Origin of the sequence: Streptacidiphilus monticola (genome assembly GCF_042658505.1) — a bacterium.
GTDB classification, from domain to species: Bacteria; Actinomycetota; Actinomycetes; order Streptomycetales; family Streptomycetaceae; genus Streptacidiphilus; species Streptacidiphilus monticola.
Genome location: NZ_JBHSQJ010000072.1, coordinates 60,520 through 77,886, shown reverse-complemented (window position 1 = coordinate 77,886; position 17,367 = coordinate 60,520). Strand labels below are relative to the sequence as shown.

The following is a 17,367-nucleotide window of genomic DNA, read 5'->3' as shown; positions in this document are numbered from 1 at the left end:
CCGGGGGCACTCTTCTGCCCGCGAGCGGCGCCCACCCCCTCGCAACCGGCCCTCAGACGGCCCCGGCCCCGGTCAGCGCCCGGACCTCCAACTCGGCCCAGGTGTCCGGATCGGCCGTTTCCTTCGAGGTGACGGTGCCGAGCCAGCCGGCCAGGAAGCCCAGGGGGATCGAGACCAGTCCGGGGTTCTGCAGGGGAAACCAGTGGAAGTCCACCCCGGTCACCATCGAGCCCGGCGTGCCGGACACCACGGGCGAGAAGACGACCAGCACCACGGCGGGCACGAGGCCACCCCAGATCGCCCAGGTCGCACCGCGGGAGGTGAACCTGCGCCAGAACAGGTTGAACAGCAGCGCCGGCACGTTCGCCGAAGCCGCCACCGCGAAGGCGATGCCCACGAGTTGAGCCACATTCAGGTTCTGCGCGAACAGGCCCAGGACGATGGCCACCAGCCCGATCGCCCCGGCCGAGATCCGGGCGACGCGCACCTCCGCCTGCTCGCTGGGCGGCTCGCGGTCCGCCCGCCGCAGGGCCCGCGCCCACAGGTCGTGAGCGACGGCGGCGGAGGAGGCCAACGTGAGTCCGGCCACCACCGCGAGGATGGTCGCGAAGGCCACCGCGGAGACGACGGCGAAGAGAACCGTTCCGCCGAGCAGGTCGGCCAGCAGCGGCACCGAGGTGTTCCCGGTCCGGTCCTCCGCCCGGATCGCGGGAGCGCCGACGACGGCCGCCGCGCCCAGGCCGAGCACGAGGGTCAGCAGGTAGAAGGTGCCGGTCAGGCCGATGGCCCAGAGCACCGAGCGCCGTGCGGCCCGCGCCGTCGGGACCGTGTAGAAGCGCGACAGGATGTGCGGCAGGCCCGCCGTGCCGAGCACCAGAGCGAGGCCGAGGCTGACGAAGTCGACCTTGCTGTTCAGGCTCCCGCCGTACTTCAGGCCGGGCTCCAGGTAGGCATGGCCGTGGCCGCTGCCGTCCGCCGCCGCGCGCATCAACCGGCCGACGTCGCCGTGGAAGTGGACCAGCACCAGCACGCTCAGCAGCAACGTTCCGCCCAGCAGCAGCACGCACTTGACGATCTGGATCCAGGTGGTGGCCCGCATCCCGCCGACCGTCACGTAGACCACCATCAGCGCGCCGACCGCGGCGATGGACCAGCCCTTGGCCGCGGGCGAGTGCAGGTCGAGCAGCAGGGAGATCAGCGCCCCCGCGCCGACCATCTGGGCGACCAGGTAGCACAGGGTCACCAGCACCGAGGCGATGCCCGACGCGGCCCGGACCGGACGGCGGGACATGCGCAGCGACAGCACGTCCGCCAGCGTGTACCGGCCGCAGTTGCGGACCAGCTCGGCCACCAGCATCAGCACCACCAGCCAGGCGACGAGAAAGCCGACGGAGTAGAGCATGCCGTCGTAGCCGTATAGGGCGATCAGTCCGGTGGTGCCGAGGAACGAGGCGGCGGAGAGGTAGTCGCCCGAGATGGCGAAACCGTTCTGCAACGGGCTGAACGTCCGGCCGCCCACATAGAAGTCCTCCGCCGCGCTCCCGCGCCGTCCGGCCCAGAAGGTGATGCCCAGCGTGACCAGCACCACCAGCACGAACAGCCCGGTGGCCAGGGGTTGGTGCGCGTCGCTCGCGGCGGCGGTCATCGCAGCCGGTCCTGGGTGTCCCAGCGCAAGCCGAGTGCGGCGCGGTCGCGATGGTCGCGCGCGTTGCGGGCGTAGAGCCAGGCGGTGAGGAAGGTGGTGGCGAACTGGGCCAGGCCCAGGACCCAGGCGACGTTGAGCGGGCCGACGACCGGACGGTCCATCAGGTCCGGTGCGGCGACGGAGGCGACCACGTAGGCCAGGTACCAGGAGACGAAGGCGAGCGTGGCCGGCAGCACGAAGCGGCGGTAGCCGCTGCGCACCTGCCGGAACTGCGGGCCCGCCTGCACCTCGCGGTAGATCCCGGCGCTGTCCGGCGCCACGGGCCGCGGATCGGTGAGGGGTTCCATGCGCACCGGCGGCGCGCTATCCAGGCCCGCGTGCTCGGGCTCCGCGGTATCCGGACCCGCGTGCTCCGGCTCCGCGTGGCCGGGCTCTGCGTGCTCCGATTCCGCAAGCTCCGGCGCCGGCTCTGGATCCAGTCCCAGCTCCGCCGCGCCGGGCTGATGGCGTTTCAGTTCCTGCTGCTCACGGGCCCGTTCGGGGGCCGCCCACCAGTCGAAGTCCTCCGGCTGGGCCCTCGGGGAGAGTTCTTGTCGAGTCACGGGTCAAGCATGGTGACGCCTGGGACGGCCGGTGGCCGCTCGTGCGGACGTTCACTCCATCAGGTGATGCAGCCCGTGCTGGTACGCATACCGCACCGCCTGGGCCCGGTCGCGGACCCCGGTCTTGGCGAAGAGGTTGTTGATGTGGGTCTTCACCGTGGCCATGCTGACGAACAGTTCGGCGGCGATCTCCGCGTTCGACCGGCCACCGGCGATCAGCGCGAGCACCTCCGCCTCACGGGCCGTCAACCCGTCCGGCAGCGCTACGGGTTGAGCCCTCGGCAGGGGCGCCGCCGGAACGGGCGCATCCGGAACAGCCGACGTGGCGCCACCGGTCCCGGCGCCGCCGGCGAGCCGCTCCAGCAACCGTGCCTGCACCTGCGGCGAGAGCCCCGCGGCGCCCGCCCGCACGTCCGCGATGGCGCGCGCGATCTCCTCGGCGCCCGCGTCCTTGGTGAGATAGCCGCGAGCCCCCGCCTGCAGCGCCGGGAAGAGCGAGTCGTCGTCGGCGTAGGTGGTCAGCACGACCACGTCGGTGCCAGGGTGGTCACGGCGGATCCGGCGGGTGGCCTCGACGCCGTCCACGCGCGGCATCCGCAGGTCCATCAGCACCACGTCCGGCCGGTGTTCGCCGACCAGGCGGACCGCCTCCTCGCCGTCCGCGGCCGCGCCGACCACCTCGATCCCGGGCAGCAGCCCGAGCAGCATGACAATGCCCTCGCGGACCACGGTCTGGTCGTCCGCCACCAGCACCCGTACCGGACTCGCCTCGTTCACGGGCCCAAACTACCCTGCGGCGGACGGCCCCTGCCGCTCGCCCGGAAGCGTCAGCAGCACCCGGAAGCCGCCCTCGCGGGGGCCCGCCTCCAGTTCGCCGCCGAGCAGTTCGGCCCGCTCACGCATGCCGAGCAGCCCGTAGCCGCTGCCCGAGTCGCCCAGCTCGGCGGGACGCCTGCCCGGTCCGTTGACCACCTCCAGTTGGACGCCACCGTCCTCGGCGTAGGCGAGGCGTACCCGCGCCGACGCACCGGGCGCGTGCTTGCGGACGTTGGTGAGCGCCTCCTGCGCGGTGCGCCGTACGGCGAGGCCGGCCTCGGCGGCGAGCGGCCGGGGCACGCCCTCCACCTCCAGCACCGCGTCCTCCTCCTTGGCCAGTTCCTGCAGGAACTCCCCCACCGGCGTGAACTCGCCGCGCAGCGCGGAGAGCGCCTGCCGGGTCTCGGCCAGCCCGTCCTGGGCCATCTTCCGTGCCGCGACGATGCGTTCGCGCAGTTGTTCCCGGGGAGCGCCGCCGTCCAGCAGCAGCCGCGCCGCCTCCAGGTGCACCAGCTGCGCGGACAGGCTGTGGGCCAGTACGTCGTGCATCTCGCGGGCGATGCGGGCACGTTCGGCCAGTGCGGCGGTCTCCGCGCGGGCCGCGTGCGCGGCGCGCTCCTGTTCCAGCAGCGCGCGGGTGTTGGCCCGGGCCGCCGCGTCCAGGCGCAGCACATAGCCCAGCACGCCGAGGCCCAGCACGGTGACGGCGTTGGACCAGTGCGCGACGCCCGGCGGTGCGATGGCCATGAACGCGCTCAGGGAGAGGACCAGGACCGGAACCGCGGCCGCGAGCGGCAGCCGCTGCAAGGCGCCGAGGGCGATCCCGCACATGAACAGCACGCCGATCAGCCCGCCGCCGTCGAGCGCGGCGAAGCACGCCTGGACCGCGACGACGACGAGGCAGGCGAGACTCGCGGTCAGCCGGCGGGCCCGGGCGAAGCGGACGAAGGCGAGGAAGGCGACCACTCCGACGGCCGTGACCGCCGAGAGCACGGCCATCTGCGTCGTGGTCAGCCGCCCGTTGGCGAATACCGACCACACGGCCGCACCGAGGCCGATCGTGCGGGCGGCGTTGCCGAGTCGGCGCCGCAGCGCGATCTGGTCCACCCGCTCGGATCCGCCGCGCGGGGGCCAGTCGGTCGCCTGCTCCACCCTGTGCCGTCCTTCCGCCTGCCTGGTGGCGTCCCCGTCCGTCCGGTGCGCCGTCCGGCGCTCCGGACGGCGTGTCAGATCACGTTCGCGGAGCCACCGTACGCCGGGGCGACGGCCTGGGCACGCAGTCGCAGGACGACGCCGCGGACGGCTACCAGGACGGCCAGCGCCAGCAGCAGGTCGCCCTGCCCCTGGGCGAGACCGAGCGCGTGACCCGCGCCGTAGAGGCCGGCGCGGACCACGACCATCCCGATCCAGGCGAGCAGGCTCAGCAGGGTGCCCTTGGCCCACAGGGCGCCGGACTCGTCGCGCCAGAGCCTGGTGGTGAGTCCCCAGACGGCGCCGAGAGCGGCTTCCAGGATCAGGCCGACCACCAGGAAGCCGACGGCGAGCGGGCGGTGGGCCGGGTCGATCAGATGGCCGTCCTCCAGCGCGACGGCGGCGAGGACGACCGGCAGGACGAAGGCCTTGCGCCAGTCGTCCCCGACCCGGCGGGCGGTCAGCTGACGTGCCAGCACCAGGACGACGGCGGCGATGACGAGCAGGGTGCTTGCTGCGGAGTTCATACGGATCACGCTAGGCAGCGCGGCCGCCGCGCACCTCGGAGCGGGGGTGGAAGCGCGGGTGGGTCCGGCTCTCCACCCGGGGGTGGAGTCAGCCCGGCGGCTCCTGTTCGTCGAGGACCTTCTCGAACAGGACGTGGTCGCGCCAGCGTCCGTTGACGAAGAGGTAGCTGCGAGCCACGCCGATCCGGCTGAACCCGGCCCGCTCCAGCACCCGTTGGGAGGCGGTGTTCTCGGTCAGCGTCCCGGCCTCGAGCCGGTGCAGCCGCAGCTCGTCCCTGGCGAACGCGCAGGCCTGGAGTGCGGCGCCGGTGGCCAGACCGCGTCCGGTCCACTCCGGGTCCAGCCAGTAGCCGAGGTTCCCGCAGCGCAGCGGGCCGAGCACGATGTGGGAGACGGCCACGTCCCCGACGATCCGGTCGCCGACCAGCAGCAGCCAGGGAGCCAGCGCGCCTCTGGACGCCTGGTCCAACTGCGCTCGCAGTCGGGCGAGTTGGCCATCGGTGGTATAGAAGTCGGGGTCCCGGTGGATGCTCGACGCGGCCAGGTGGTCACGGAGCCGGCGCTGGGTCTCGGCCAGGCGTTCCGCGTCCGCGAGCAGCGGTGGCCGCATGAGCACCCGGCGGTCCCCCGCGTCCAGCCAGAAGGACGATCGACTGATCATCGCGCGACCGTATCACTGCCCCTGTCGCCCTGGGCGTGCAGCCGTGCCGCCAGCCGCGGCCCGGCCCACCGACGGGCCGCGCGCAGGGCCGGCAGCGACTCGATGCCGTGGTGCAGGTGGTAGCCGAGGGCCGGTGGCAGCAGCGGGAGCAGCGGTGAGTGCCGCTGGCCGAGCAGGGCGAAAAGGCGCTGTGGCGGCAGCCGCATGTAGCGCGGCAGTTCCTCGAACCAGCGCGCGCTGTACCGGGCCGCGCTCTGCGAGCGCAGCAGCGCCTGCCGGCGGCCGGCGCCGTAGCGCTGCAGCGCGGTGGGGAGGTCGGCGTGCTCGCGCAGCGCGGCCGCCAGGCCGATGGCGTCCTCCAGGGCGAGCTTGGTGCCGGCGCCGATGGAGTAGTGGGTGGTATGCGCCGCGTCGCCCAGCAGGACCGTCGGCACCGGTGAAACCCGGTGCCAGGAGCGGTTGCTGACCGTGCGGAAGGTGCGCCAGCCGGCGTCGTCCGTGTCCTCGGCGCGGGACAGCAGGGCGTGCCCGTCGAGCGGCTCGGCGAAGAGCCGGGCGAGCAGGTCGAGGGTCTCCCGGCGGCCGAGGCTGTCGAAGGAGAGGTCGGTCCAGGCCTGCGGGGTGCACTCCACGACCACGGTGCTCCGGTCGGAGCCGTAGGGATAGCCGTAGCACCAGAGCCAGCCGCCGCCCTCGGTGGGATGGAAGGCGAAGGTGAAGCTGTCGAGGACCTTGTCGGTGCCGAGCCAGAGGAAGGGGTTGCGGCCCTCGTCGATCCGGGTTCCGTAGTCCGCGGCATGCGCACCGCGGATCTGGCTGCCCGCGCCGTCCGCGGCCACCACCAGGTCCGCGTCGGGGAGTCGGGACGGGTCGGTGATCTCGCGGTCGTGGTGGACACGCACCCCCAGGGCTTCGGCCCGAGCGGTGAGCAGGTCGAGCAGGTGGCGTCGGCCGATGCCGAACTCGCGGTCGCCCTGGTGGGCGGTCCGCTCGCCGCGGATGTGGGCGACCCCCTGGCTCCATGAGGCCGAGCCGCGTGCGATGGCCTCGGCCGTGTCGATGTCGCAGCCGCGCAGCACGTCGAGGAAGTCGGCCCAGTAGGTGACGCCCCAACCGTCGTCGGCTTCGGCTGGCAGCCGCTCGTGGACGTGCACCTCGTCCTGCGGCCGCTGCAGCTTCGCCAGGATCGAGAAGTACAGGCCGGCCGGGCCTCCGCCCACGCATGCGATCCTCATGCTGGCGCAGTGTAGCCAACTGACTACGCTGCGCACCAAAGGCGGAGGCCCGGCGGCCGCTTGACGTTTCGTCAGGCGTCCATCCGGTCGTCAGGCGTCGATCCGGGACCGGTCCAGCACGGCCGCCGAGTCGACGATGAACTCCTTGCGCGGGGCCACGTCGTTGCCCATCAGCAGGTCGAAGGTGCGCTCGGCCTGCTCCAGGTCGCCCAGGTTGATCCTGCGCAGCACCCGGTGGCGCGGGTCCATCGTGGTCTCCGCCAGTTGGTCGGCGTCCATCTCGCCCAGGCCCTTGTAGCGCTGGATCGCGTCCTTGTAGCGGACCCCTCGGCGCTGGAACTCCAGCAGGGTGTTGCGCAGTTCGCTGTCGGAGTAGGTGTAGACGTACTTGTCCTGGCCCTTCTTGGGCTGGACCAGCTCGATCCGGTGCAGCGGCGGCACGGCGGCGAAGACCCGGCCCGCCTCGATCATCGGCCGCATGTACCGCTGGAACAGCGTCAGCAGCAGCGTGCGGATGTGGGAGCCGTCGACGTCGGCGTCGGTCATCATGATGACCTTGCCGTACCGGGCCTGGTCGATGTCGAAGGTGCGACCCGAACCCGCCCCTATCACCTGGATGATCGCCGCGCACTCGGCGTTCTTGAGCATGTCGGTGACGGACGCCTTCTGCACGTTCAGAATCTTGCCGCGGATCGGCAGCAGCGCCTGGAACTCGGAGTTGCGCGCCACCTTGGCGGTGCCGAGCGCCGAGTCGCCCTCGACGATGAACAGTTCGCTGCGGTCGACGTCGTCGCTGCGGCAGTCGGCCAGCTTGGCCGGCAGCGACGAGGTCTCCAGCGCGGTCTTCCGCCGCTGCGCGTCCTTGTGCTGACGTGCCGCCACCCGGGTGCGGGCCGCGGCGACCACCTTCTCCATCACGGCGCGGGCCTGGGCCTTGGCGTCGCGCTTGGTCGACGTCAGGAAGTCCTTGAGCTCCTTGGCCACGACGTTGGACACGATGCGGGCCGCGGCCGAGGTGCCGAGCACCTCCTTGGTCTGGCCTTCGAACTGCGGCTCGGCCAGACGGACCGTCACCACCGCGGTGAGGCCTTCGAGTACGTCGTCCTTGACCACGTCGTCCTCGGCCACGCGCAGCAGCTTGGCCGCCCGCAACTGCTCGTTGAAGGTCTTGACGAGCGCCTTCTCGAAGCCGCTGACGTGGGTACCGCCCTTGGGCGTGGAGATGATGTTGACGAAGGAGCGGAGCGTGGTGTCGTAACCGGTGCCCCAGCGCAGGGCGATGTCCACGCCCAGCTCGCGGACCACCTCGGTCGGGGTCATGTGCCCGAGCTCGTCGAGGACCGGGACGGTCTCCTTGAAGGTGCCGTGCCCGGCCAGGCGCAGGGTGTCGCAGACCGGCTTGTCGGGGGCGAGGAACTCGCAGAACTCGCCGATGCCGCCGTCGAAGCGGAAGACCTGCTCGTCGACCGGGGCCCCGTCGATCGCGCGCTCGTCGCGGACCACGATGGTCAGACCGGGGACCAGGAACGCGGTCTGCCGGGCGCGGTTGTGCAGATTGTCGAGCGAGAGCTTGGCGTCCTTGAGGAAGATCTGCTTGTCCGCCCAGTAGCGGATGCGGGTGCCGGTCCTGCCGCGCGGCGCCTTCTTCGTCCTCTCCAACGACCCTTCGGGGGCGCCGCGGTGGAAGGAGATGGCATGCGTCCAGCCGCTGCGGTCCACCTCGACCTCGAGGCGCTCGGAGAGCGCATTGACCACGGAGGCGCCGACGCCGTGCAGACCTCCGGAGGCGGCGTAGGACCCGCCGCCGAACTTGCCGCCCGCGTGCAGCTTGGTCATCACGACCTCGACGCCGGACAGCCCGGTCTTGGGCTCCACGTCGACCGGGATGCCGCGGCCGTTGTCGCGGACCTCGACCGAGCCGTCGCCGTGCAGCAGCACGTCGATGTGGTCGCAGTAGCCGGCCAGGGCCTCGTCCACGGCGTTGTCGATGATCTCCCACAGGCAGTGCATCAGGCCGCGGCTGTCCGTGGAGCCGATGTACATGCCCGGGCGCTTGCGGACCGCCTCCAGGCCCTCGAGGACGAGGAGGTGCCGCGCGGTGTAGTTGGAGCCGTCCTTGGGGCCAGTGCCCGTCACGGTCGATTCGGCGGTCACGCGCGTCCTGCTCCTCGTCTACTGCCGGCTGTTACCGGGGGTTACCGCTGTATTCCGCTGTTGAGCTGTCAGTTGGGCCGTTCCGCTGGCTGCGAACATGGCCCTTCGTCCTGGCTCCTGATCACCGGACCGGGGCACCATGGGCGCAGTGCCCTCCGGGATGCAGGCTACCGGCTGTGCAGCTCGGGGCTTCTGCTTCACCGTTCGTCGGCATATGCTACGCGGACCTCGCACGAGTGTTCGGTAGCACGGACGTGTGCAGCAATATGAGTGAAGCAAAGGTCACTGACGGCGGTAGGCATGAACCGGATCCGCTCCGGGCACGTCCTCACCAATAACAACGCACCACTGTAGGCAAGGACACCGACACCGCCGTCGCCATCCGGTCCGACCGAGCTCGTCCCAAAAGGAAAGCCCGCGCGGGAACGAAATCGGCCTGGTTGGATGTTGACCCTGGTAAGACAGCTCGTCGAGCTAGAGAAGAGGCGACGTGACCACAGTTCTGACCCCCGCGACCCCGCTGACCGCGGCCGACCGTTGCGACCGCTGCGGTGCCCAGGCGTACCTGCGCGTCGTGCTGGCCTCCGGTGGCGAGCTGCTCTTCTGCGCGCACCACGGCCGCAAGTTCGAGCCCGAGCTGAAGAAGATCGCCGCCGAGATACAGGATGAGAGCGACCGGCTCACCGTGAGCCCCACGGCCGCGGCGGAGGAGCGCTGACGCTACCCCTGACGACGAGCTGAGCCCGAGGCGGCGGACCGATTTCCTGGTCCGCCGCCTCGGCCGTACCCAGGCGTCCGGCCGTACCCGGCTGCCGTGGCGGGGTTGTCGCCGCGTCAGAGCTGGGAGCGGATCGCGTCGGCCATGGCTTCGAGGCGGGTGTAGACGCCGGGCCGGCCGGCCTGCGCACAGCCCGTCCCCCAGCTGACGACGCCGACCAGCTGCCCGTCCGCGACCAGCGGCCCGCCGCTGTCCCCCTGGCAGGCGTCCTTGCCGCCGTAGGTCTGGTTGCCCGCGCAGACCATGGTGTCCGCCGTGAACTTCCCGTCCCCGCCGCCCGGGTAGTCCTTCGCGCAGGTCGCGTCCGGCACCACCGGGACGGTCACCTGCCGGAGCACCGTGGGGTAGTCGCCTCGTCCCGTCGTGTCGCCCCAGCCGAAGACGGTGGCGTTCTTGCCCGCCGTGTAGGGGCGCTGGTCTCCCTGCCAGACGAGGGGCAGCAGTTGACGATCCGTCTGCGGCCGGGCCAGCGTGAGAACCGCCACATCCCAGCGGTTGCTGTCGAAGTCGTAGTCCGGATCCACCCAGACGTCGCTGACGGGGACCTCCTCGCCGGCCGAGGAGCTGAGGTCGGTCCGGCCCACCAGCACCTTGAGATCGGGCCGGACGGTCAGGCGGCCCGTGGACTCGTCGTAGAGGCAGTGCGCCGCGGTGACCACCTTGGTCGGCTCGACCAGGGTGCCGCCGCAGAACTGGCCGGAACGGGCGCCCCCGTACACCGAGCGGCTGGCGACGCCCACCATCCACGGATGGCTGCCGACGTCCGTCGGGCCGCCGCCGACGATCGCCTCGGCGTTCGGCTGACCCACCGTCAGGGACGCGGGCAGTGCCGCCAGCAGCACCAGCAGCGCCCGTCGTCCCCGGCGCACGCGCGCGCCGTCCCTGCTGTCCGCCACTCCCGCTCCTCACCCTGGATGCGCGCGACACGCACAGTCGCCGCTCAGCGTAAGGGAGGCGTCACCCGCAGTACCGTTCCGCCGCCCCGGGGTGCCCTCGAACGAGTGAGGCCCGGAACCGCCGTGCGGTTCCGGGCCTCTGACTGCCGGTCAGCGGAGGGCCGTCAGTCCAGGTAGTCGCGCAGCACCTGGGAGCGGGACGGGTGGCGCAGCTTGGACATGGTCTTGGACTCGATCTGGCGGATGCGCTCACGGGTGACCCCGTAGACCTTGCCGATCTCGTCCAGCGTCTTCGGCTGACCGTCCGTCAGGCCGAAGCGCATGGAGACCACGCCGGCCTCGCGCTCGCTCAGGGTGTCCAGCACCGAGTGCAGCTGCTCCTGCAGCAGGGTGAAGGAGACCGCGTCGGCCGGGACGACCGCCTCGGAGTCCTCGATCAGGTCACCGAACTCGCTGTCGCCGTCCTCGCCCAGGGGGGTGTGCAGGGAGATCGGCTCACGGCCGTACTTCTGGACCTCGACGACCTTCTCGGGCGTCATGTCCAGTTCCTTGGCCAGCTCCTCCGGGGTGGGTTCGCGGCCGAGGTCCTGCAGCATCTGGCGCTGGACGCGGGCGAGCTTGTTGATGACCTCGACCATGTGCACCGGGATGCGGATGGTGCGGGCCTGGTCGGCCATGGCGCGCGTGATCGCCTGGCGGATCCACCACGTCGCGTAGGTCGAGAACTTGTAGCCCTTGGTGTAGTCGAACTTCTCGACCGCGCGGATCAGACCGAGGTTGCCCTCCTGGATCAGGTCCAGGAAGAGCATGCCGCGGCCGGTGTAGCGCTTGGCCAGGGAGACGACCAGACGCAGGTTGGCCTCGAGCAGGTGGTTCTTGGCGCGGCGGCCGTCCTCGGCGATGATCTCCAGCTCGCGCTTGAGCTTGGGCGCGAGCTTGTCGGCCTGGGACAGCTTGTCCTCGGCGAACAGTCCGGCCTCGATGCGCTTGGCGAGCTCGACCTCCTGCTCGGCGTTGAGCAGCGGGACCTTGCCGATCTGCTTGAGGTAGTCCTTGACCGGGTCGGCCGTGGCGCCGGCGACGGCGACCTGCTGGGCCGGCGCGTCGTCCTCGTCCTCGTCGGACAGGACGAAGCCCTCGGACTCCTCCTCGCCCTCGACCGGCTCGGCCTCGGCGGGGGCGGCGTCCACGAGCAGCTCCTCGTCGGCGAGCAGCTCCTCGTCCTCCCCGGCCTCCTTGGTGGCGGCCGTCTTCTTCGCGGGAGCGGCGGTCTTCTTGGCGGCGGCCTTCTTGGCCGGGGCGGCCTTCTTCGCGGCCGCCTTCTTGGCCGGGGCCTTCTTGGCGGGGGCGATCGCCTCGTCCTCACCGGGCAGGTCGATGTCCTCGACCGGGGCCGCGACAGTGGGGGGCAGCGGCGCAGCGGCAGCGGCGACGGGGCGCGCGACCGGGGCGGCGGCAGGCCGCGGGGCGGCCGCACGCGGAGCGACAGTCCTGGTCGCCGCAGTCTTCGTCGCCGTGCTCTTCGCCGCGACGCTCTTGCGGGGACGCTTGGAGCCGGCCGGCTCCGCAGCGCTCACCATCAGCGTCACACCCTCCTCTTCGAGGACCTGGTTGAGGCTGCGCATGACGTTCTTCCACTTGGTGACCGGGATCTGGTCGATCTCGAATGCGTGGCGCACGTCATCGCCGGCGATCTGCCCCTGTGCCTTACCCCGCTCGATGAGCGCCATCAGAGCAGCGGACTCGGCGATCTCGGGCGGGAGCGAACGGGAAGTGCTGGCCGACACGAACAACCTCTCGGACGTGAGTGGACACAGGCCCGAACGGGCCCGGAACTGCTATCTGTGGAGCTGGAGCCGACGGTGCGGGGCACCGCCTCCGTAGACATCGCTGCTCACGGAGAAGTGTTACGCACTCTTCGGGTGGTGCAGGTCACAGTGTGCCCCCTGGAGCTCTACCCAACCCAACCGCCCTTGACAGCTGCTTCATTCCGTTGCCGCCGATTGTCCCCCGATCGCCCATGGAGCCGACGGCGACCGCTGCCCGGTACGGGGGCAGCGGTCGCGGGGGCGGCCACGGGACGGACCGCTCAGATCGTCCGGTTCAGTGCTCGCGGGGGCCGGGGACCAGGGTGTCCACCTCCGGATGGACGGTCAGCAGCGCACGCATGGCGGCCTCGGCGGCGGTGCCGTCACCGGTGCCGAGGGCGTCGGCGAGCCGGGCGTGGAGGCCCACCGAGGGCTCGGTCGGGCGCTCGCAGGCGGTGACCGGGCCGCCGGAGACCTGCAGGGCGGAGCCGACGATGCCTGCCAGGTGCTCCAGCATCCGGTTGCCGGCCAGTTCCAGGACCAGGGCGTGGAACTCGGCGTCGGCCCGGGCGAAGGTGAGGGCGTCGCCCTGGCCGGCGGCGTGGCTCATGATCTCGGTCATGTCGAGCAGCCGCTGCTGCACCTCGTCGCGGCCGTGCCCGGCGGCGAGGCGGGCCGCCAGCGGCTCGATCGCCCAGCGCAGTTCGAACAGTTCCCGGCGCTGGTCCTCACGCTGGGGGCCGAACGCGCGCCACTCGATGATGTCCGGGTCGAGCAGGTTCCAGTCGGCGACCGGGCGGACGCGGGTGCCGACGTTGGGGCGGGCACTGACCAGACCCTTGGCCTCCAGGACGCGCAGCGACTCGCGGACCACCGTGCGGGAGACCTCGAACCGCTGACCGATCTCCTCGGGGACGAGGGGGCGGTCGGCGCCGAGGTCGCCGGAGACGATCATCTGGCCGAGCTGCTGGACGAGCTGCCCGTGGAGGCCGCGGCCGCGGCCGGCGGCGCGGCGGCCCGCGCGGCTCAGCTCCGGGTCGGCGGACTCCCAGTGCACGGCGGCGGCCGGACGGTCCACCTGAGGGCGCTCGACCATCGGGTAACGGTCCAGCTCACCCGGCAGGGAGCGGACGCCCGGCACCGAGGGGGTCGAGGCCATCTGGCTCATGTGGGCGGGGGACATTTGGGGGTGCGCAACGGTACTCACGTCTCCTTTGTCGGCCATGGGCCGAGCGGCCTTGAGGAATTTCGTGAAAAGCACACGAAAGGGTGATCGCCCCTCAGGCGACAAGTGACGCAATATCGGATGCTATCGGTCTTTTCGGTTATTTCTGCAAATGGCACGAAGTTGACGCCGAGTTGACGCCCCGTCGGACCTGCCGGGTCGTCAGACCGTACTGCGGCGCGGCAGCAGCAGCGCGTAGACGAGGAACAGCGCGAGCACCGGGCCCCCGACCAGCGCGCCGAGTTCGAGCCGCGACAGCCCGGCCGCGCCCGGCAGTCCGCTGAGCGGGCCGTAGAGCCAGGCGTGCTGCATGTCGACCGGGAACAGCCGCGACCAGCGCAGTGCCCCCAGTCCGTCGGCCGCCAGCTGCCGGTGGTCGAGCAGGGCACGGACCACAGGCTCGGCGAGCACGGGCAGGCTCACCACGAGCAGCAGGCCGGCGGCGGCGCTGCGCAGCAGCGCGGCCCCGAGCAGTCCGGTCCAGCCTCCGGCGACGGCGGCGGCCAGGTATCCGAGGAGCGCGGCCGGGACCTGGCCCGAAACGAGAGCGTGCTCGAACTGTCGCACGGATGTGTGCGGCGCAAGAAAGTGCAGCGCGAGTCCGTCGACGGCGAGGGTGAGCGCGGCGGCGGCGGCCGAGAAGACCCCGACGACCGTCAGCTTGGCGGCCAGCAGTTGGAACCGGCGGACGGCCGGGCGCAGGTGCGCGCGGAGGACCGGGTAGCGGATCTCGTGACCGTAGGACAGCGCCCCGACGGCCCCCGCGGCGATGGCGGCGAGCGGCAGTGGGAGCAGGGGCACCCCGGCGGTGAGCACTCGGACCGGCTCGGCCAAGGCGGGCTGACGGGCCGTCAGCGCGGCGACCGCGGCGTCCGCGAGCAGGAGCCCGACCAGGACCAGCCAGGTGGAGCGGACCGAGGTCAGACGGCGGCGCTCGTAGGCGATGGCGTGCACGGGCTCACTCGCTCTCTGCGGTGGTGCGGGGCTGGGTCAGTACCAGCTCGGCATCGGCGGTCTCCCCCGGGCGGACGACCACGACCTGCTCCCCCGGCATCCCGGACCCTCCCCGGCCGGGCAGGGGCTGCGCGCCCGGCGCTGCTCCCGCCGGCGCGGCCGCTCCGATGACGACCTCGGCCACAGCGGCGGCCCGGGACGTCGGGGACTCGGAGACTGCGGACCGGCAGACCGGGGACTCGGGGACCGGGGACTCGGGGACCGCGGACTCGGGGAGCGCAGACTGATAGGCCACGGACTGGGAGAGCGCGGAGACGTGGGCCGCGTGGGCGGCCTGACCGGCGGCGGTCAGCAGGTGAGGCGGGGCTGCGGCCAGGTCCCCCGGGGCGTGCTCCACCGTCACATCGGCCAGTTCATGGAGCAGGATGCCGTTGCGGTAGGCGAGTTCACCGATCTCGGTGCGGGTCAGCCCCTCCACGGAGATGCGGGTGCCGCCTTCGCGGCGAACCGCCGCGCCTGCCTCGACCAGCAGGTCCGCCAGGCGCGCGACCTGGGGGCCGCGCACCGACACCTCGTCGCGCAGGCGGGTGCGGCGGAACTCGGCCACGGACTGGTCGGCGAGCATCCGGCCCAGGTCGAGGGTGACCACCCGGTGGCCCAACTGGGCCGCCTCCTGCGGGCTGCGCAACGTGACCAGGACCGCACCGCCGCCCTGGGCGAAGGCGCGCAGGAAGGCGTGGAACCACTCGACGTTGCGCGGCGACAGGCCCTCGGTGGGCTCGTCCAGGATCAGCAGCCGAGGGTCGCCCAGCAGTGCCTCGGCGAGCTGGAGCCGGCGCAGCATGCCGGGCGAGAATCCGCGCAGCCGCTGCTCGCCGACGGGGTCCAGCCGCGTCTGTTCGAGGAGTTGGTCGGCCCGGCGGGCCGGAACCCCGGCGGCGGCGGCCATCATCCGCAGGTGGGCGCGGGCGCGGCGGCCGGGATGAGCGCCGCGGCCGGGCTCGTTGAGGACCACGCCCACGGACTTCTCGGGCCGGGCGAGGCGGCGGTACAGGCGGCCGTGGAAGAGTGCGGTGCCCTGCCCCTGCTCCAGGCCGAGGGCCAGCCGCAGGGCGGTTGTCCGACCGCTGCCCTCGGGGCCGAGCAGGACGGTCACCTCTCCGGGACGCGCGTCGAAGGAGAGGTCGAGCAGAGCCGGCGGACGGCCCTTGCGGTAACTCTTCGTCAGTCCGATGGCCTGGAACGGCTTGTACGTCTTCCCCGTGGTCACGCCGGGCTCCTCCTGCTGGTGGCCCCCGGTCCAGCACGATAGACCGACTTATTCACTCTGCGTGGTATTGACCTGACGGCGCGTCAGGGTGTCAGGTCAGGACGCGTTTCCGGAGCCGGATGCGGCCGACCCGTTGCCCGAGCCGGAGTTGTCCGGCCGCAGCATCGGCGGGTTCAGCACGGTGGCTCCGCCTGCCCGGAACAGCTGGGCCGGGCGGCCCCCCTGACGGGTCGTCGTCCCGCCGGTCGGCAGGAGGAAGCCAGGGGTGCCGGTGACCTTGCGGTGGAAGTTCCGCGGGTCCAGCGGGGTGCCCCAGACCGCCTCGTAGATCCGGCGCAACTCGCCGACGGTGAACTCCTCCGGGCAGAAGGCGGTCGCCAGGGCGGAGTACTCGATCTTGGAGCGGGCCCGCTCGACACCGTCGGCCAGGATCTGCTCGTGGTCGAAGGCGAGGCCCTGGTCGCCCTTCTTCTCCCCGAGCAGTTCCTCCACCGGGGCCCAGCGAACGCTGTTGACGTCCAGCCCGGGCCGCGGGGTCGGCAGGTCGGGGGCGAGCGCGAGGTAGGCGACGCTGACGACCCGCATGCGCGGGTCGCGCAGCGGCTTGCCGTAGGTGCGCAGCTGTTCCAGGTGCGCACCGGTGCCCGGCCGCTGGTCCGGCTCCTGGCCGGGAGCTGCCTGGGCGCGCAGGAAGGTCTCCTCGTAGAGCTTCCGCGCGGCCGCCTCGATCAGCCCTTCGTCGGCCCGGACGAACCCGCCGGGCAGCGCCCAGAACCCCTGGAACGGCTCCTCGGCCCGGCGCACCAGCAGTGCGCAGAGCGAGTTGTCCCGCACGGTCAGCACCACGAGGTCGACGGTGACCGCGAAGGGGGGAAAGGCCGTGGGGTCGTAACGCGACATGGGGCGCATCATAGTCGTCTCCCTGACGATAAACACCCCGCAACCACCTGGGCAGCTGCTGTCGGACGCCTCTGGCCGAGGTTAGCGTGACGGGGCCGGGCAGGGGCGTGGTCGGCGCTTGCGGGCCGCCCGGGCGCGGCGCTCACGGGTGCGGCGCTCCCGGCGCAGCGAGGCACGCAGGGTGTCGGGCACGGCACCGCAGTTGATGGCCTCGTGGAGCAACTGGGCGAAGGTGTAGCGGGGGTCGGCCGCCAGGGCGCGGCCCAGGGCGACCCGGGCCAGCACCACGTCTCCGCGGATCCAGGCCGTCCAGCCGAGCAGGGACAGCGGTGGGGCGGCGCAGGCATCGAAGGGAACGGCGCAGCGCCGGGCGAGATAGCGCCAGAGCCGCTCGGCGGCCGGGAGCTCCTCGGGCTCCAGCCACTCCGCCACCCGGTCCCGGGCCTGGCGGTCCTGCAGGCCGAGCAGCAGCCGGGCGCACTGACCCGGCGTCAACTCCGCCTCGCCCGAACGGAACCGCTCCAGCGCGCGAGCGGCCAGCTCCACCGTGTGCTCGCGGGCCTCGGCGGCGCCGCCGGGGCGTCGCAGCTCGGCGGCGAGCCGCGGCATCATGCCGCGGAAGGCGCGGTGCAGGTCCTCCGCTGCAGGAGGGGGCACCGGATCGAGCTCGCGGTGCAGCTCCCGCAGCGAGCCGCGGACAGTGAT

At 72.1% G+C, this 17,367-nt stretch carries 15 protein-coding genes and 1 pseudogene (1 of these 16 only partly in view); 1 reads left to right on the top strand and 15 read right to left on the bottom strand.

The window, feature by feature from the left end; genetic code table 11:
• Nucleotides 1-52 precede the first annotated feature (52 nt).
• The 8 genes from ACFP3V_RS17930 to ACFP3V_RS17895 form a co-directional block, all read right to left on the bottom strand.
• Nucleotides 53-1,645: a solute symporter family protein gene (locus ACFP3V_RS17930; RefSeq protein WP_380584564.1), complete on the bottom strand. Its 1,593-nt coding sequence runs from the start codon at nt 1,643-1,645 to the stop codon at nt 53-55.
• Complete coding sequence (locus tag ACFP3V_RS17925; protein WP_380584562.1) at nt 1,642-2,247, bottom strand: DUF485 domain-containing protein; 606 nt, start codon at nt 2,245-2,247, stop codon at nt 1,642-1,644. Before ACFP3V_RS17925 ends, ACFP3V_RS17930 begins: the two co-directional genes overlap by 4 nt.
• 51 nt (nt 2,248-2,298) lie before the next feature.
• Nucleotides 2,299-3,024, bottom strand: a complete 726-nt coding sequence (locus ACFP3V_RS17920; RefSeq protein WP_380584560.1) for a response regulator — start codon at nt 3,022-3,024, stop codon at nt 2,299-2,301.
• A 9-nt stretch (nt 3,025-3,033) separates the two neighbouring features.
• Entirely contained in the window at nt 3,034-4,215 is a 1,182-nt protein-coding gene (locus ACFP3V_RS17915) for a sensor histidine kinase (protein WP_380584558.1), read from the bottom strand.
• Nucleotides 4,216-4,289: 74 nt separating this feature from the next.
• A complete protein-coding gene (locus ACFP3V_RS17910) occupies nt 4,290-4,781 on the bottom strand; it encodes a DUF1453 domain-containing protein (protein ID WP_380584556.1) in 492 nt (163 codons plus the stop codon).
• An 88-nt stretch (nt 4,782-4,869) separates the two neighbouring features.
• The gene (locus ACFP3V_RS17905) at nt 4,870-5,442 is read right to left on the bottom strand and encodes a GNAT family N-acetyltransferase (protein WP_380584554.1); all 573 of its coding nucleotides are present in this window, start codon (nt 5,440-5,442) and stop codon (nt 4,870-4,872) included.
• Nucleotides 5,439-6,677, bottom strand: coding sequence for an FAD-dependent monooxygenase (locus ACFP3V_RS17900; RefSeq protein WP_380584552.1), 1,239 nt, complete (start codon nt 6,675-6,677; stop codon nt 5,439-5,441). Before ACFP3V_RS17900 ends, ACFP3V_RS17905 begins: the two co-directional genes overlap by 4 nt.
• 90 nt (nt 6,678-6,767) lie before the next feature.
• Nucleotides 6,768-8,831 carry a DNA gyrase/topoisomerase IV subunit B gene (locus tag ACFP3V_RS17895; RefSeq protein WP_380584550.1) on the bottom strand — a complete coding sequence of 688 codons (2,064 nt, stop codon included), beginning with the start codon at nt 8,829-8,831 and terminating at the stop codon, nt 6,768-6,770.
• Nucleotides 8,832-9,321: 490 nt separating this feature from the next.
• Here ACFP3V_RS17895 and ACFP3V_RS17890 point away from each other — a divergent pair, with 490 nt between their 5' ends.
• The gene (locus tag ACFP3V_RS17890; protein WP_380584548.1) at nt 9,322-9,549 is read left to right on the top strand and encodes a DUF7455 domain-containing protein; all 228 of its coding nucleotides are present in this window, start codon (nt 9,322-9,324) and stop codon (nt 9,547-9,549) included.
• A gap of 116 nt (nt 9,550-9,665) precedes the next feature.
• Here ACFP3V_RS17890 and ACFP3V_RS17885 read toward each other — a convergent pair whose 3' ends face one another.
• The 7 genes and pseudogenes from ACFP3V_RS17885 to ACFP3V_RS17855 form a co-directional block, all read right to left on the bottom strand.
• A complete protein-coding gene (locus ACFP3V_RS17885; protein ID WP_380584546.1) occupies nt 9,666-10,505 on the bottom strand; it encodes a S1 family peptidase in 840 nt (279 codons plus the stop codon).
• Between the two features lie 164 nt (nt 10,506-10,669).
• Entirely contained in the window at nt 10,670-12,298 is a 1,629-nt protein-coding gene (locus tag ACFP3V_RS17880; RefSeq protein ID WP_380584544.1) for an RNA polymerase sigma factor, read from the bottom strand.
• 310 nt (nt 12,299-12,608) lie between these two features.
• The gene (locus ACFP3V_RS17875) at nt 12,609-13,574 is read right to left on the bottom strand and encodes a FadR/GntR family transcriptional regulator (protein WP_380584542.1); all 966 of its coding nucleotides are present in this window, start codon (nt 13,572-13,574) and stop codon (nt 12,609-12,611) included.
• 126 nt (nt 13,575-13,700) lie between these two features.
• Entirely contained in the window at nt 13,701-14,492 is a 792-nt protein-coding gene (locus ACFP3V_RS17870; RefSeq protein ID WP_380584540.1) for a hypothetical protein, read from the bottom strand.
• A gap of 4 nt (nt 14,493-14,496) precedes the next feature.
• Nucleotides 14,497-15,762 (bottom strand): ATP-binding cassette domain-containing protein, encoded by a 1,266-nt coding sequence (locus tag ACFP3V_RS17865; RefSeq protein ID WP_380584538.1) that lies wholly within the window; start codon nt 15,760-15,762, stop codon nt 14,497-14,499.
• A 96-nt stretch (nt 15,763-15,858) separates the two neighbouring features.
• A complete protein-coding gene (locus ACFP3V_RS17860; RefSeq protein ID WP_380584536.1) occupies nt 15,859-16,662 on the bottom strand; it encodes an NUDIX hydrolase in 804 nt (267 codons plus the stop codon).
• Between the two features lie 81 nt (nt 16,663-16,743).
• A pseudogene (locus ACFP3V_RS17855) lies at nt 16,744-17,367 on the bottom strand (DUF4192 domain-containing protein) (it continues 475 nt past the right edge of the window).

Coding starts and splice junctions, on each gene's coding strand:
- ACFP3V_RS17930 (WP_380584564.1), bottom strand. CDS start 1,645: ATGACCGCCGCCGCGAGCGACGCGCACCAACCCCTGGCCACCGGGCTG.
- ACFP3V_RS17910 (WP_380584556.1), bottom strand. CDS start 4,781: ATGAACTCCGCAGCAAGCACCCTGCTCGTCATCGCCGCCGTCGTCCTG.
- ACFP3V_RS17905 (WP_380584554.1), bottom strand. CDS start 5,442: ATGATCAGTCGATCGTCCTTCTGGCTGGACGCGGGGGACCGCCGGGTG.
- ACFP3V_RS17900 (WP_380584552.1), bottom strand. CDS start 6,677: ATGAGGATCGCATGCGTGGGCGGAGGCCCGGCCGGCCTGTACTTCTCG.
- ACFP3V_RS17860 (WP_380584536.1), bottom strand. CDS start 16,662: ATGTCGCGTTACGACCCCACGGCCTTTCCCCCCTTCGCGGTCACCGTC.